The following is a 16,773-nucleotide window of genomic DNA, read 5'->3' on the forward strand; positions in this document are numbered from 1 at the left end:
GGCGAACCTCCCGCTTATTTCCACGGCAGCAGCCTTCGCTCCAACCACTGGAGCCCTCGGTTAAAGAGCAACCCGAACAGAGAGAGCAGTAAAACCCCGACCATAAGCTTGGTCGTGATCATCAGATTGCCGTAGTGCAGAATCATCGAACCCAGCCCCTGCTGGGCGGCAATCATCTCTGAGGAAACAAGCAGCAGTAGGGAGGTGCCTGCGGCAAGCTTAAGCCCAGCAAAAATCATCGGTAGTGACCCCGGAAGAATGACCTTACGGATGACGTTCATATGACTGGAGCCGAACGTAACTGCCGCTTTGATCCAGATCGGATCAACATTCTTCACACCTGAGTATGTGTTAATGACCACGGGAAAAAATACACCAAGGGCAATCATCGTAAATTTTGGCGTTTCCCCGATTCCGAGCCATAAAATAATTAACGGCAATAGCGCAATCTTCGGAATTGGATAAATGGAATACACAATGGGCGTGAGAATTGCGTCCGTCCAGCGCGAAAAGCCTAGCAGCAGCCCGACAACAATACCTAATACCGCACCTATTGCATAGCCGATGGCAATTCTGTAAAGACTCGCAACTACATTTTTTTGCAGCTCGCCACTGATCAGCATATCCCAACCTGCTGAAATGATAGACGTCGGTGCCGGTAGGAACAATGGTGGTACAAGCTCCAATCGGCAGATCGCTTCCCATAGCAACAAAATACCGACAATTCCAAGCACAGATGCGTAGCCGGGTATTTTCTGCTCCAGAAACAACACACGGTTGCGTATGATATGCCGCTGTTCTCCTTGCTCCGAAACTCGGGAAGGCGTTTTGCTTATAACTTCTCTCGAAGATTGATTCATGGCCTAACCCTCCTTCAACGCTTCTTGTGCGTCATGCCGGATCAGCTGCCAAATTTCATTAGTGTACCGCTCAGAAGCAGCCCGGTGTTGCTCCTGATCTCTACCCGTCTTAGGCAGATCGATATGAATCACTTCCTTGATTTGTCCGGGATGGCGTGAGAGGACAATGACTCGGTCAGCTAAATAAACGGCTTCCTGAATATTATGAGTGACGTACAGGGTGCTTAGACGGGTGCGATTCCAGATGGAGAGCAGTTCCTCCTGCATTAGCGTCCGCGTTTGCGCATCCAGTGCCGAGAACGGTTCATCCATCAGCAGCAGATCCGGTTCCACCGCCAGCGCTCGTGCAATCCCTACCCGTTGGCGCATTCCGCCAGACAGCTGTTTTGGGTAAGCTGACTCAAACCCGGTGAGTCCCACCATATCGATGAAGTGCTTACCTTTTTCGCGCTGCACCTGCTTACTTGCTCCTTGCTCCTCCAAGCCGAAAATAACATTTTCATACACGGTACGCCAAGGGAAAAGCGCAATTTCCTGGAAGACGATACCGAGCCGAGGAGGCTTACCGGAGGCTACGCCTTCAAAGTAAACCTCACCGCCAGAGGGCGTAAGTAGACCGCCGACAATATTTAACAGAGTGGACTTTCCGCAGCCGCTGGGGCCTACCAGCACTACGAACTCCTGTTCCTCAATGGTAAAGTTGATGTTTTGGAGAGCGGTGATATCTCGTTTTTTTGCATCCATGAACCGTTTCTCCACGTTATTCACTACGATTCTCATGACGTCATTTCCCCAGCTTCTTTAATGCTTCATCCAGGAGCTCGGTATTCACGATTCCATTGGTGTCAACCACTTTTTCGATCAGCTTCTCTTTGGCATACCAGTCCACCTGCGTCTTAATATCTGTGGCCAATAGCTTGCCGTCGCGATCCATGTAAGGAAGGCCCTGCTTTACATTTTCCTCTGGCTGGTCGGTGTATTTGGCGACAATTTTAACAACCTCGTCATAATTCACGCCAGGCACGACTTTACCATCCTTTTGCGTCAACACAGCATCGTAGTAATAACGCGTTGCCTTGGCATAGGCCTGCAAAAAGCGTACAGCTGCATCCTTATTACCCGCCAGCTTCGGTGAGAAGAACAAACCCGAGGTTTGGTACTCCATCTCGTCGCCTACCTGCGCCACAACTTTTCCGTAGCCTTCCTTCACAACAGCTGTGATGTTCGGCTCGTTAAGCATAACCGCATCGACCTGCTTGCTCTTCAACGATTCCATCAGGCCATTGATACTGTTCAGCGGCACCAGCTCGATATCCTTAAGAGCTAATCCGTGCTTTTCCAGTAGCCTACCCACCATGTAATGATAAGTGGAGCCCGTTTGGGTTATTCCGATCTTTTTGCCTTTTAATTCCTCGATCGACTTGACAGGGGAGTCTTTGGGAACCATCAAGGCTGTTGAAGAATAGCCCTTCTGTTCTCTGCCTTTATCCGCAACGATAAGCAGTTTTTGACCACCAGCCACCATGTTATATAAACTCGCTGTTATCCCGGTTGCACCTACATCGACACTGCCCCCTGCAGTAGCCACAGCAATCGGCTGTGCAGCGTCGAACCATTTGGCTTTTGCATCAATGTTCAGTTCTTTAAAAAAGCCTTTCTCAATCCCGATAAATAATGGCGCCGAACTAGCCAGCTTAAGCATGCCGATATCTACCGAAACCGCTTCAGCCTTAACAGGCTCTGCTGCGTTGCCGGATATTGGTTCCGCTTCCTTTTTTCCACAGCCAGCAAGAACGGTGGTCACGCATAGTATCGCAGTTAATGCGAAAAGTGATGCCTTTTTCATTTTGTTACCCTCCAGTATAGTTCTTGGTTGAAATAAACCCATTTATAATTCGACAAACATAGTCGGATTACCTTCTTTTTTGCAAAATAAAATGAACAACGTTTATTATACGTGAACAAAGATACTTCAATTAATGTCTCCATTTTAATAAATGCGTATTTTCCCCCTGAATTTGTCGAGTGATATGTATAATTTGACCCGTATGATAGGCATAGTGAACCGTCATGTGGTAGAGCAACTCCTGAATTTGTCGGGTGTAGGAAGCGATTCCCGCTTCTGGAGGATAAACAATGTTGACCTCCCTCTGGAGGTCACTCTCGGAAAGTGTGGCGAGCACAACGCGTGACTTTTCCCGAACAGAGGCGAGATGCTCTGAAAGCTCCCTGCATGTATACCCGCCTTCCGCCAAAAATTCTGCCGAGCGCTCACGCTCGTAAGAGTACCCGCCGATACTATTGGCAATATTGTGATATTCGTTGCCAGATAGATGCAGACATAAATTTCCTATGCTGTTCGTTCCCTCACGGAACTTTTTCCACAAAGCTTCGTCGGAAATTCGAAGTAACGCCGATTGAATTTTTTCCAATTCTTTATCAAGTAATTGCAAGGTTAATGTAATGAACACCAGTATTCCTCCCAGTCCGTATAAAATACATCTTAGTCCCGTTGTGAATCAGCTGCCAGGCTGCTGTTGAAATGGTACAAGGTCTATCCGGATTCAGACATACGATGTACCTTCTATTCGTTTCACACTTTATTTATACCTTACGTTCGTTCGGTCAGCGCACGGAAAAGCAAACACCAGAGAAATGCAAAAGACCCGCTCCTGAGAGGGGGTCTTTCAATGGACGAACCGCTGTGTAGCAAACCACAATTCGCTATGATTGCTGTCTTATCTGTCCCCTCAGTTTTACCCCAATTTCAGAAACCACAGCCGCATCAAAAGTAGTTCCAGCTGATCCCGTATCCAAGAGTACATAATTAATGTGAAGTTTTCGTCCGTCAAAAATAAAGTCAATATCAACAATTGGAAAACCATAAAGCAATCTCATGGCCATGCCGCCTGGTAACAACGTTTGTTATTAGTATAACACAAAAAATAAATGGACCGGAAACTGCTTCCCGGTCAAGCTTCTAGTGTTAGTTGTGCCAAGATGCCATCCATGTTCAACCTCTGTCTAGCGCATTAATTAAGTTGTGGTTTTGCATGGACAAAGGTCCAGACTGAGCGTTTTGTGGCATCCACATTTTCCTCGGAACGTGATGCCAATGCTTCGCAGACAACCCATTCATCAGAAAATTGTTCCCTCACTTCTTCCCAGCGCATCTCGACACCTCCAGCAGAATCTGTCCATCTTTTTATATCATAAATAAAACCTATCAGACAACGTCCGACTCAGGTCCATTTTTCTAACAAGCGAGCCGAACCCCTGTCCCCAAAATTGGCTTAAACCAACGCTGGGAAAGGGGTTCCCATTTTCCTAGCCATGCTCTAATTCTAAGCTTAATAGGTCATTAGGTCGAACCTTGTCCGAAGATAACTGAACGTAAGATTCGATGTCTCGTCCTGACGACTCCCTAGTTGTTCTCGTTTTTTGATTAGTTCCACCCCGCTCCACCGAAGCCAAGATCGACCCGTCTTCGTTGAAAATAGACCAAATCCCCCGTATATTTCGGATCATCAATCATGTTGTGCCGCTCCTCAGGATCTCGCTCCAGATCGAACAGAACTTCCGGCATGCGCTCTCCATAATACTGATACTTCAGATGATCCTTCTTGATCATCAAATTCGTCCCGCCAAATTGCGATACAGTCTCATTGTCCCAACCAGACTCAGCATCGCTCTTTATTAAAGGAACAAGACTGCGACTGTCTAATCCCCTAGGTGTTTCGATACCTGTCAGATCGCACAATGTGGCGAACAAATCGCACAAATTCACATTCTCTTGGACGATCCTGCCTCCGGCAAAACCTTTAGGGTAACGAATGATGAGCGGGACGCGTACGCTGCCCTCATAAAACTTTTGCTTTTCCCAGATGCCATGCTCACCCAGCATCTCTCCATGATCAGTCGTGTAAATGATGATCCAATCGTCCAAATTCTGTCCTGCATGCTCCAGCGCATGGATCACTCTGCCGTACTGCTCATCAATGGTCTCAATCATGCCATAGTATACTGCAGTCGCCCGGCGAAGCTCCCTTTCTGTCACATCTACGTCAGGTCGAATCTGCCTCTGACCGAGAAACGGATGCTCGGAGGCTTCTTGTCCCATGAATGGCTCTACCCGATTCAAATAATATGTAAATTTTTCTTCAGATGTTAAATAAGGATAATGGGGCTGAAGCAGACTGACCTTAAGCAGCAGCGGATGTGTCTGCTCACGGTCATAGTAGGGGCTGCTGAAATAGTTCTCGATGAAATTGAGCGCCCCTTCAACCGCATACTCATCATGTGCAACGCAAGGACCACGCCCGACTCCCGCTCGCGTAATCTCTTTAGCGTCATTCCACTTCACTTCAGCGAGTGACCTTCGGCTTGCGCCCGCTCCTTCTCCTAGATAACGAGGGGCTATCTGCATGTCCCCGCTGATCCGGGTCGTCCATCCTTGCATCTGGTCCGTGCCTGTATGATGCAGTTTCCCGCTAACCGCTGTCTCGTATCCGAATTCGGCCAGCCGCCGGGAGTAGGTCATATAACCCGGAGTCAGATCCTCTCCAAACCGTTCGCAGCCGCAGTGTCTTGGGAATTGTCCCGACATGATAGCCTGTCTGCCTGGAACGCAGATCGGTGATGGCGTATAGGCATTTCTAAACACGACTCCGGTGCGAGCCAATTCATCAAGCACCGGAGTGCGAATCACAGAGTTCCCCTCATAACCGGTCACATCAGCCCGGTGCTCATCACTCATCAGAAATAAAATGTTGGGTTGCTTTCGCTCATTTGACATCGTTATCTCCACCCTCCCTTTCCGCATTTTTTTTACTTCGCTTTCTTTTTGTAGGCTTCATTCGTTTCCTGAATGATTTTTTGGTAATCGGCGTTAGTTTTCAAGGCTGCAATAAAATCGTCCCATGCTTGGATAGACTCTCGTCCCATGATGACCTTCGTCTTCATATCCTGAATTTTCTTATCAAATTCCTTACCGACTTTAATCCCTGTTTCGGAGATGAAGCCAATGGCAGGATTAGGAACCGCGTGTGGGGTGCGCTCGTCAATAATTTTGCGGTTGCGATCCATGAAATCTGCTGGAATTCCGCTTTGGTAGCCTCTTTGGTATTTATCAAGATTGGCAAAAAGCCCTCCATAAGCAGCAACCTTATCCTTGATGGCCTGCTCATTGGTCGTCTTCAAGCCGTCTTTTTCCGTGTAATGGATTTCCTTCAAGCCATAGTTCGCCAGTACAGAGCCTTCTTCTGACGCACCGTAGTTCATGAACTCCAGAATACTTTTCACCTTCGCCTCAGGTACCGATTTAGGAATGACATACATTCCATAGGCTCCTGAATCTTTAGGAACATATTTGTCCTGAGGCCCCTCCAAATAAGTAAGCGGCAGCAGATTAGCTTGCGGAGTAGTTTTCCGTAATTGACCCGTTAATAGCCAGGACGGATTCATAGCATCGGAGAACGAACCCGCTTTATTGGTTGTAATCATTTCACGCACCTGAGAATTTTTGAGTGTAGGGAAGTCTGGAGCTATAATTCCCTCGGTAAAGGCCTTATTTAACCACACCAAAGCATCCCGTGTTCCTTGATCAAACGTCACATCTGTCAATTGTCCGTCCTTCAGCTTCCATTTGCCTTGTGTGTTGTTAAAAACATTTTCAACCCATGCGTATTGACCCGGACCATCAGCCGCCACGTAACCGGTAAACCCGATCGTATCCTTTTTCCCATTCCCGTCCGGATCCTGCTCTGTGAATGCTTTAAAAACTTGATACATATCGTCCATCGTCACAGGCTGTTTGAGCCCAATCTGATCCAGCCAGTCCTTGCGAATCAAAGGGAAATTGCCGCCCCCGATTAATGCTCTCAACCGAGGCACCCCGTAGCTTTTGCCATCAATGCTCGTATTGGTCCAGGTATCGGCCTGAAGAGCCTTCAAATTCGGATAATCCTTCACAAACGGCGTTATATCCCAGAAGGCTCCCTGTCTGGCTAACGACAAGACCTGCGGATCGTATGCATCATTAACCATCATCATCTCTGGAATATCTCCTGAGGCCAAGGTCACACTCTGCTTTTCTACAAAATTGTTCGAGGATACCCATGAAATATTGAGCTTTGTGTTCGTTTTCTTCTCTATCTCCTGCTTGACCGAATTGTCATCGGCAGGGGGCTCCGTTAGCGTCAGCTCCATCATAATATTTATATTCGTAGGTCCTGCATCCTTGCTGGATACTGCCTCTTTCGCCGGCTGTGCGCAGCCCGCCAAAACTCCAGTTGTTAGAAGGACAGGTAATACGGCTTTGGTTAGGGTATTCAATTTCATCATGATCTTCCTCTCTTGTTCTACAATGTGTTTTTCATTCTTTGACAGAGCCTACCATGGCACCCTTGGCAAAATGCTTTTGTAAAAAAGGGTAAACCAGTATGATTGGCACTGTAGCTACTACCACAGCAGCCATTTTGATCGTTTCCGACGGAATTTGCATCTCAGCGCTTACCTCAGCGGCGCCTGCACCCGTCGATGTGGTGGATTCAATCAGCATATTTTGAAGGATGACCTGCATGGGCCACCGCTGATGATCATTAATGTACAGAATAGCGTTGAAAAAAGTGTTCCAATAAGCTACGGCAAAAAACAGCCCGAACGCCGCCATTGCAGGCAGGGATAGCGGTAAAATAACTCGAAGCCATACTCCCATATCATTGCATCCGTCGATAGCTGCCGCCTCCTCCAGCTCCGATGGAATGCTGTCGTAGAAGCCCTTCATTAGAAGAACATACCAGCCGCTGGACAAAACGGGTACAATGAGCGACCATACACTGTTTATCATCCCCAGCTCCCGGACAAGCAAATAATTTGGGATAATGCCAGGTTGAAACAAAGTCGTCAGCAATACTAGCAGCAGCAGCCATTTACGCCCCATAAACCGCCTGCGTGACAGCGTATAGGAGAAGCTTGAGGTGACTACCAGGGAAAGCAGCGTACCTACTATTGCCAGAAAGCCGCTTATGCCGATTGCTTTGACGAAGGTATCTGTCGCCAGAATATATCGGTAAGATATAAGGCTCCAATGCTGAGGCAACAGCACAAACCCTTTCGCTAAATATTCATCTGGATGGGTGAAGGAAACGACGAATACGTAATACAGCGGAAATAAGGTAACCAAAGATATCAGTCCCAGCACACCCGCATTTATAATGGTAAACTTTCGATCATTCCAAGATTTCATACTCAGTAAACTCCTTCATCACCGAATCGTTTGGCGAGCTTATTCGCCGTTACGACAAGGACCAGACCTACAACTGACTTGAACAGCCCGACAGCCGTACTATAGCTGAATTGGCCCTGCTTAATACCCACACGGAACACATAAGTATCGAACACGTCCGCCACCTCGGAGACAGCCCCATTCATCATCAGATAGATATGCTCAAAGCCTATATCCATGATGTGGCCGATACGCAATATGAGCAAAATGATGATGACATTCCGAATCCCTGGCAGTGTAATGTGCCACATCTGCCGCAGCCTGCCAGCGCCGTCGATTCGCGCCGCTTCGTACTGCTGCGGGCTAATCCCTGCTATGGCGGCCAGAAACATAATCGTCCCCCAGCCTGCATCCTTCCAAATATTTTGTACCGTGAGCAGCATCCAGAACTTATTCGGATCCGTAAGAAAATCCACCTTAGCGTATCCCATAGCTACTAGAAGTTTGTTTATTATCCCCTCAGACTGCGACAGGAGCAGGAAAGTTATCCCCACAATAATGACCCATGACAAGAAATGGGGTAAATAAACGATAGATTGAACGACTCTTTTATACCTTTCACCTTTCAGCTCATTCATGAGCAGCGATAGAAGGATCGGAAGCGGGAAGAAAAAGACAAGGCTTAATACATTAATCGCCAGTGTATTGCGGAACAGCTTCCAAAAGTCCGGATTGGAGAAAAAACGGCCAAAATGCTCAAAGCCCACCCAAGCACTGTTCATTATTCCTTGATAAGGGGAATAATTTTGAAACGAAATGACAACACCCCACATCGGTACATACTTAAACAGCAGAAAATACAGGATGCCAGGCAGCGCCAGCAGGTACAAATATTTATCTTTGCGCAGCATACGAATCATGATGAACCTACACTCCCTTGTTTCGATTACACGTTCTTGTATTTATCCCGGTACTGGCTTGGCGTCAAGCCCTCATGCCGTTTGAAGAGGCGGTTGAAATACGTAGGCTGATAGCCGACTAATTGGGCAATATCGTTAATCTTGGAATTCGTGTTTGCAAGCAGCCACTTCGACTTGTCGAGACGTATAGCCGTCAAATAATCGATAAAGGTAGTCCCCGTCGCTTTTTTAAACCACTTGCTTAGTGTCAGCGCATGAATACCGTACAGTTCTGCGCACATCTCCAGCGATATTTCGGTATTATACTTTTCTTGAATCAGCACGATGATTTGATCTACGGTATCCTTCAGTTTATTGCTTTGCAACTGGGACGCCTCTCTGATCTCCTGGATATAAGGCCGAATGACGCAGTCACTGAACCATTCTATCACCTCATGAGGCTCCTTCATTTGCGCCAGCTGTTCATACAGCTCCGCAGCAGATTCTTGAAAAGGCGGGGGGAAACCCGCTTTTAGGAAGCCGAACTGTAGATTGCCGAACAATTGCAGCATCCCCTGCTGGAACAAAAACTGCTTACCAGCATGCCGTGCGAGCTCTTGGCAGAAGCTTTCCAGCAGTTCAATCGCTTCTTTCTCTCTTGCAGTACGAACAGCATCAATCAGCTCCGTTTCCAGTGCGAATGGATATCGGATTGGCACGCTTTCCTGACGGGTATAATGATTGGCATCCAGTATTTGATTCGTATCGGTCAAATCCCTGAACTTCAGAACACCCATGGCTTCCTCCAAAACCTGTGGAAGCTGAGCAACATTGAAGGTAACTCTTCCTAATGAAGCTGTAACCTCCAATTGAAAGCTAGAGCTGACTAAGGAGCTGACTTCATCTGCAAGCTGGTACATCTGTTCCTTGATCCACTTTTCCGACTTGAAATCAGGGTACATAAGCAGTATTCCTACGGTTCCGCTCTGTAAATTCATCATTTCAGAATGCTCATGACGCTTCTTCACGAGCTGTGTTACCGCATGTACAACAGCAGAGGCCATAATTTCATGACTACCCTGGGAGTGCAGGTCATTAGTTTTGTTGAAGCCCAACCATTGTATGACCAGAACTGTGAATGACGTATTACGAACTGTCCAGCCTAGCCTTTCCATTCGCTTCAGAAGTACTTCCTCATCTGATGTGTGGAGCCTTTTATGCATAAGTTGGAGAAGATAGCCTTCCCTCAGATGGGGAAGTTGCTCCTGAAGCTGTTCATCAAGCAAGCTGCTTTGCTCCGTGAGAATATTCCACCTATTGGTAATAAACTCAATTTCATCAACCAATTCCGTTCCGGAATCGGTATGCCCATGGTTTCGGAACGTATGCGTCAGCAGACGGATCGGCCTGTACAGACGATTTGACGCGATCATCGAGATTCCAATCCCTGTGACTAGCACTAGCAAGCTGAAGCCATAGATAATGCGTGAGGCCAAAGTAACAGGCGCCGATAAACGTGACAGCGAGGTACCCGTTACATAAATCCATGCGCTCCCTAATCTGTTCATTCGACTATAGGATACCGAATACGTCTCATGCTCCCATGAATGGACGAAGGTTTCTGTTGCCTGCCCGTTAACCGGAATCGCCTGCCGCCACGCCTCTTCCAATTTCGTAGGCTTCGACCTACCTTCAGCCGTTACAATCCAATCCCCTTGACTTTGTATGAGGAAAGATCCCTTCTGGCCGTCAGCTGTAGACTCCCCTATCATTTGGGCCATACGTGATTTGTTTATATAGACAATTAGTGCGGCAAAGGGGTGACCCGAGCCTACAGGCAGTTTATATATAAGTACTGGCATCTCTTCCCCGTCTTTCGCTCCCGTAGTAACAAAGGACGGCAGCCAATAAGCAGTTCGCGGCTGCTCGAGCAGAACGCGAAACCGATCCTTCTCCCCCTCCGTGCGGATAGCGTTAACCCCACTCTCCCCTGAATAGATCGTTTCAGACCCAACAAGGTACAAGTTAACCTGATCAATGAGCGGATTGGAACCCTTGAGAGCTAACAGGGAATTGAATATATCACGTATATATTCATAATCGTAGGTAGCCTCCAGCGCCCGGAGTCTTATTCCATATTCCGGATTGGATGCGTATTGAGTAACAGTCTTTTCTAAATGAGACAAATAATCATCGATACGCTTGGCAGATAGTGCCACCTCATTCTGGCGGGAAGCTACAATCGTCTTTTCTATTTGGTAAGTTCCAATCAAATCTGCACCAAATCCTATAGTTATAGTCGGAATACAAGTAATAACAAGAACCCAAATGAGGCTTTTCCGATAGAATCGCCCTTTAGGCCATGACAATAATATTTTATTCAAATAAACTAACCATTTCATTAACGGATAGGCCTTCCTTCCATTTCACCGGTTCAGCTGAATAAATAAACCATACCTTATATTAACTTTCATAGCAATAACACTTTTTTCCCAGCAGTTTACTTGGTTATAATACATTTCTCCAACTTATCTTTTTTATGTTTTGGCCGATCTGGACGCCGCTACTTCCCAAGTCCTTCGACTTGAATAGGGTGGGCGAGTTTGGTGGAGATCAGAAGAAACCAGGTATTGTTGGCCTGTAGACACGACCAACCACGAGGATTTCGCCACGTCCGTCCGTAGTCAAGCAAGAGCTGTTTCGCCTCAGCGGCGACGCTGTGTAACGCAAAAAGGAGCTTGCCACCGTACTTACAGTGGCAGACTCCTTTTCGTTGTTGTGGATTTGCAGTTTGGAGACGATCCGTTGTGTGGCAAATCCACAATTCTCCGCAGCGTAATACTAAAGATCCTTGAGGGGGCCACTTAAGGCTCCCTCAAGGACAATGGAATCGAATGATTACTTGTCGTTTGCCTTTTGCTCGGAAGCATGATCGATTGATGCTTCCTGAATTTGTCCAAATGCCCAGTGATCATTCGGAACATCCGACCATTTAGCGGCCATAGTAGTTAATGGCCCTCGAACTAGCAACTTATTGACCATCACAACCACCTCAGCACGCTTCATTGGCTGCTCAGGACGGAACATACCGTCCGCATAACCGCTGATAATGCCAGTCACCTTCAATTGCTCAATGGCTGACTGGGCCCAATGCCCTTTTACATCTGGGAAGCTTTCGCCGCTGCTTGGAGTGTTGCTCAGCAATCGGGATAAGATCACGGCAACTTCAGCGCGGGTAATCATCTGCTCCGCTTTGAAACTTCCATCCGCATAACCTTCCATTAAGCCCATTTTCGTCACTTGCTCGATAGCCACTTGGGCCCAGTGATTCGAAGCGATATCCGTGTAAGTGAAGTGGGCTTTATTGGCTGCTTTCTCGGATGTTCTGAACAGCAGGGTTGCCATTTCAGCGCGGGTAATGCTTTTTTCCGGACCGAATGTACCGTCTGGATAACCGGAGATATACGCTTTATGCTGCTTCTCCACCTCTGGCTTCACGTCTTCCATTTCCACTTTGATGGGTTCTTTGACTGTGATCGGTTCACTTTGCTGATAACTGTCGCTTCCTCCGGAAGAAGACGACTCCTGCAACGACTCCTGCAATTTCAATTCGATGGAGGCGGTAATTGCTGTCACCGTCTCGTTGCCTGCTGCATCCTTGAGCTTCATGTGCACAGTTTTGGTACCGTTACCCGCTAATAATGTCCATGGCTTCGTTCCGGCAACCGGCTCCCATGCGCTCCAAGTCACCTCGTCGTTGGAGAACGACATCTGGACATTGCCTGTTCCCGGGACCGATGGAGGGAGCGAAATTGCCAGCTTCATGGAAGCAGCCAGCTCCCGCAGGATCAAATCGTTACTTGACGCAAGCCATATCGGCTGCTTTTCTGCTTTTGTCAAGATAAGCGCTCCTATCCCATCGGGATCTTCGCCTGTCACGGTCAGAGTAACCGATACCGAGTTGGTCGCCGCCGCTCCGCCGTTAATGCTCAATGTTCCTGCTGGAGATGTTTTGTCGAAATTCACACTCTTACCACTGCTGTCCGTTGTCGTATCCACTGTTTTACTTGTACCGGGAGCACTTGCAGAGATGTAAATGCGCATATCCCCTTCGCTGTCACTAGCCGTGAACGTACGCGCTGCGCTGTACACGTTGCCGCTAACGCTCGTGGCGGTTATTGCAGTTCCAAAATTACCGATATATACGTCCGGAAGAGCGCTAAGCTCCCTATTAGATGTAAACGTCACGGTCACGGTGTCGCCTACTTTGGCCACTCCGGCCGTCGGATTGCTGCTCGATATGCTGTTCAACGTCATCTCCAGAGGAAGCGCTCCCTTGGTTAAGGTTACCGTGACGGCATGTGCTGCGTCTTTGGTAGATTCGATTCCGTTATCGGTTGCGGTGATAACAAATTTATAAGTTCCGGCGGTTAAATCGCCGATGTTGGCCGCGGCCACCGATCCGTCCGCAGCGCTCGTTCCAAGAGAGATGGCCGGTCCTAATTCTCCGGCATCAACTGAGCTATTGGTATTGCTATCCGTCCATAAATAAGCTGTTACCGGCAAATTTGCTCCTACTGCATTCACAACGCTTTGGAGCTTATCCTGCGTTCCCGTGTAGTTATCTACAACGGCAAATTTAGAAGCATCGACATCGGTTTGGAGCGTTATTGAATAGCTTATTGGATAACCGGGAGTATTGTAGACCCAAACACCGTCTGGAGGAGAAGAATTGAAATTTGTATAAATGAAAATTTTATATTCGCCTCCGGCCATTGGCATTTTCGTGCTGTCCAGAGTATCGGTGGGAGAGCCTGTCCAATTCCATCCCTCAGCCTCATCCTTATTAATCCCGTAAGGGATAGGAGATTTATTGATAGGCTTATCGCTAGCAAGATCAGGAATCCGCGTCAATATTGATGGCAACATATAAATATCATACGTATATCTATCTTTATCCGAATCAAGGCTAAGGTGCCAAAACTCCCATGTAACGGAAATATCTCTTCCGTCTATACCCACCTTAGTCTGATCATTGTCTGTTGCATTACCAGCGGCGGCCGTCCCATAGGCTGCAAAGCCCAGTTGAAGTTCGGTTTGATCCGCCGCAATTTCTAGGTTGGTTAAAGGAATTTGGTACTCGTATACTTTATGCTGATAGGATACCTTGTCTGAATACGTAAAAAATTGTTGGCCCCAGGTCGTTTCGGGAACGGATACCTTAAATTCCTTGACACCGGAGCTCGTTTTAACATAAACTTTCGTATAATCCGCGTCCCCGTCAAATGTATTGTCAGGAGTAAAATCAATGGCGACATACAAATTTTCATCGTCATTCCATACCCATCCATACGTTACACCATCCGGATGACCGGAATCCGGTACGGTATACTGCTGAAAGAACGGCGCTTGCAAAGAGATTTCATTTAATTGCCCGTCCATTACGAGATTTCCCCGAGAAGAGTTAATTGGATAGGTATAATACTCGGAGTTGAGATCAAAGTCCTTATATAAATTGCTGGTTGGATAATGAAAAGGAATGGTGCTAATGACTTCCGGTTCAACACGTGCATCTACTTTCAATATACTGCTGGGATTCCCGTTAGCAAACTTCAAGATCATGCCGGATGCTTCGACATTGATTAAATCTTGGTCTGCAGTAGCCAGCTTGCGAACAGCTGTAGCTGTATCCCCGTTTACCTCGATTGGAGATTGAGTTCCAAGTAAAACGGAATCAAGATGTGATTTTCCGCCTCCTTGCTGCAGCACCCTGATTACCGCGGGCTCGTCTGCCTGGGTGCCGCTCAGTTGAAGCGATTTTTCAGATACAAACCGACCGTAAGGCAGCGAGCCTTGCTCGATCCATTCTCCTTCTACTAGAACCGAAACTACCAATTCTCCGTAATCTACATCAAGATCGGCATGTGCCGATCTGCTCCAAAAAGGTAGTATACATAGTAGGGCAGTAACAAGCAGCAACAAACTTTTTTTCATACTTATATAGACCATATTTCCCCCCTGTAACCCTTATTGATGTCGTGTCTCTGAAAACGTGGATTTCCCATTATTCCCTTCTCCTCCTCTAAGTAAAAAAATCTCCACAATTCCAGTTCCCGCTTCATCCGATTGAACCGCATAAGTGGCTCCACGATGCAAATGGTGGATTAACAGTGATTTGAGCACAGTTTTCTAGATGGCGGTCACTGAATTGGTTTCAATACTTGGTAGTATAACAGGGCACAATGAAAGAATTCTGAAAGATCATTACCCTTGCATCTGACTTTTAATCCGATGCCGTGTAACGCAAAAAGGAGCCTGCCACCGTATTTCAGTGGCAAAGCTCCTTTCGTTGTTGTCGATTTGCAGTATGGAGACGAACCGATGTGTAGCAAATCCATAATCCGCCGCGTGTTGATTAGGATTTTTTGGGGGAGGCTACTTAACTTCAACCTCTAATACAAAAAACCTATCCCTTGTATCAACGATAGGCTGGCATATCTTATTTCGAGTAACTCTTAGTTATTCCTGTTATGTAATTAAAAGGGCTTAATTTTTCTGTATTTCCTGTTAAATGACTGCTCACTCGATGCAAGGTAAATAACCCCTTCAATCAAAGCGATGATACCCGGGATTCCTGTCCAACAAAAAAGTAAATAGACGATTCCCAATCCAATATTCTCCAAATAAAAGTGGTGTACCCCCAAACTCCCAAGTAAAATGGCAAGTATGCCGGCAGTTGTCTTGCTTTTATTAGAAGTATATATATTGTTCATGTTGTTCATGTTGTTATTCATATTATTCATATTGATGGCAGACGACACGGTTTCCATGATTTCTTTGACATCGATGGTAGAGTTCGAATTAGACGTAGTATAAGTCGTCGTTTGAAAGAAGGAATTTGGAGATTGCTGCTGATTTGAAAATTGAGGTTGGCTAACAGAGATGTTTTCTCCGCAATATTTACACTCTGTTACATTGGGTCCGACCGGAGCTCCACATGCTTGGCAGTTATTTGTGCTCATAATAACATCTCCTCGCTATTTATACTATCTTACATTTAATACTTCCCTATTGACAATAAGTGCTCGGGTTTCATCAATCAGTTTCTGAATATCAACCATATTTTTATCTAATGTGTTAGTACGCGTATATAATTGCAAGTAATCCAAATTGCTCCGGATTGTATTTTCGAGTTCAAAAACTACGCTATTTCCAGTAATTCTTCCAAAAGGAGTCGAAGCATGAATTCGCTCTTTTAACGCTTTGAAGGAATGAATAATGGGCAAGATTCCCTCGATATTTTGTTCTGCAGTAAGCGAGGCTTCAATAAACATTAGCTGCATATGGATGGATGTCTTATTCGACTGCTCTAATTCAACCTGGTACTCATTCTCTGTCTCACGCTTTGAAAAGAATAAAAAAACGGAAAGTACACCGATTAAACCCGCAAAAGCAAGCAATTCCCAACCTATGTACCACACCGTACTTCCTACAATAAAGAATACAGAAATGAGATTAGCAAGAGCCAAATAAATGATGGATACGATAATAGTAGCTATTGGATAAACAACGCCGTATCCCCTCGACAATAATCTTGGAAAAATAACAGAAACACTGAAAAAAAATAGCCCTGTAAGCAAAACCATAGACATTAAAGCTAATTTTACAGGTGCAAGAATAAACAAACTGGAGAACATACTAATAAAGATCATAATAACGGCAATGTCAAAAACCAGAACTCCCAACAATTTAAGCGATCTGGCTATTGAAAAATTGTAATTACTCATCT

At 46.4% G+C, this 16,773-nt stretch carries 14 protein-coding genes; all 14 read right to left on the reverse strand.

Annotation, left to right across the window (positions count from 1 at the left end; all coding sequences use genetic code 11):
* Positions 1–14 precede the first annotated feature (14 nt).
* Positions 15–860, reverse strand: coding sequence for an ABC transporter permease (locus G9U52_RS21890; protein WP_166152780.1), 846 nt, complete (start codon positions 858–860; stop codon positions 15–17).
* 3 nt (positions 861–863) lie between these two features.
* The gene (locus tag G9U52_RS21895) at positions 864–1,640 is read right to left on the reverse strand and encodes an ABC transporter ATP-binding protein (RefSeq protein ID WP_166152781.1); all 777 of its coding nucleotides are present in this window, start codon (positions 1,638–1,640) and stop codon (positions 864–866) included.
* Positions 1,641–1,644: 4 nt separating this feature from the next.
* Entirely contained in the window at positions 1,645–2,706 is a 1,062-nt protein-coding gene (locus G9U52_RS21900; RefSeq protein ID WP_166152782.1) for an ABC transporter substrate-binding protein, read from the reverse strand.
* Between the two features lie 130 nt (positions 2,707–2,836).
* The gene (locus G9U52_RS21905; protein WP_166152783.1) at positions 2,837–3,331 is read right to left on the reverse strand and encodes a DinB family protein; all 495 of its coding nucleotides are present in this window, start codon (positions 3,329–3,331) and stop codon (positions 2,837–2,839) included.
* 253 nt (positions 3,332–3,584) lie between these two features.
* Entirely contained in the window at positions 3,585–3,758 is a 174-nt protein-coding gene (locus G9U52_RS21910) for a hypothetical protein (protein WP_166152784.1), read from the reverse strand.
* Positions 3,759–3,892: 134 nt separating this feature from the next.
* Positions 3,893–4,033, reverse strand: coding sequence for a hypothetical protein (locus G9U52_RS21915; RefSeq protein ID WP_166152590.1), 141 nt, complete (start codon positions 4,031–4,033; stop codon positions 3,893–3,895).
* Positions 4,034–4,305: 272 nt separating this feature from the next.
* On the reverse strand, positions 4,306–5,655 hold the full coding sequence (locus G9U52_RS21920; RefSeq protein WP_166152785.1) for a sulfatase-like hydrolase/transferase: 1,350 nt from the start codon (positions 5,653–5,655) through the stop codon (positions 4,306–4,308).
* A 32-nt stretch (positions 5,656–5,687) separates the two neighbouring features.
* A complete protein-coding gene (locus G9U52_RS21925; protein ID WP_243767485.1) occupies positions 5,688–7,202 on the reverse strand; it encodes an extracellular solute-binding protein in 1,515 nt (504 codons plus the stop codon).
* Positions 7,203–7,233: 31 nt separating this feature from the next.
* Positions 7,234–8,106 (reverse strand): carbohydrate ABC transporter permease, encoded by an 873-nt coding sequence (locus G9U52_RS21930; RefSeq protein ID WP_166152786.1) that lies wholly within the window; start codon positions 8,104–8,106, stop codon positions 7,234–7,236.
* 2 nt (positions 8,107–8,108) lie between these two features.
* Positions 8,109–9,005 carry an ABC transporter permease gene (locus tag G9U52_RS21935; RefSeq protein ID WP_166152787.1) on the reverse strand — a complete coding sequence of 299 codons (897 nt, stop codon included), beginning with the start codon at positions 9,003–9,005 and terminating at the stop codon, positions 8,109–8,111.
* A gap of 26 nt (positions 9,006–9,031) precedes the next feature.
* On the reverse strand, positions 9,032–11,386 hold the full coding sequence (locus G9U52_RS21940; RefSeq protein WP_166152788.1) for an AraC family transcriptional regulator: 2,355 nt from the start codon (positions 11,384–11,386) through the stop codon (positions 9,032–9,034).
* A gap of 496 nt (positions 11,387–11,882) precedes the next feature.
* Positions 11,883–14,978, reverse strand: coding sequence for an S-layer homology domain-containing protein (locus G9U52_RS21945; RefSeq protein WP_207953121.1), 3,096 nt, complete (start codon positions 14,976–14,978; stop codon positions 11,883–11,885).
* Between the two features lie 542 nt (positions 14,979–15,520).
* The gene (locus G9U52_RS41740) at positions 15,521–16,006 is read right to left on the reverse strand and encodes a TM2 domain-containing protein (RefSeq protein ID WP_166152790.1); all 486 of its coding nucleotides are present in this window, start codon (positions 16,004–16,006) and stop codon (positions 15,521–15,523) included.
* A 24-nt stretch (positions 16,007–16,030) separates the two neighbouring features.
* Entirely contained in the window at positions 16,031–16,771 is a 741-nt protein-coding gene (locus tag G9U52_RS21955) for a hypothetical protein (protein ID WP_166152791.1), read from the reverse strand.
* Positions 16,772–16,773 lie beyond the last annotated feature (2 nt).

The sequence above is a fragment of the Paenibacillus agricola genome, from assembly GCF_011440305.1.
GTDB classification, from domain to species: domain Bacteria; phylum Bacillota; class Bacilli; order Paenibacillales; family NBRC-103111; genus Paenibacillus_S; species Paenibacillus_S agricola.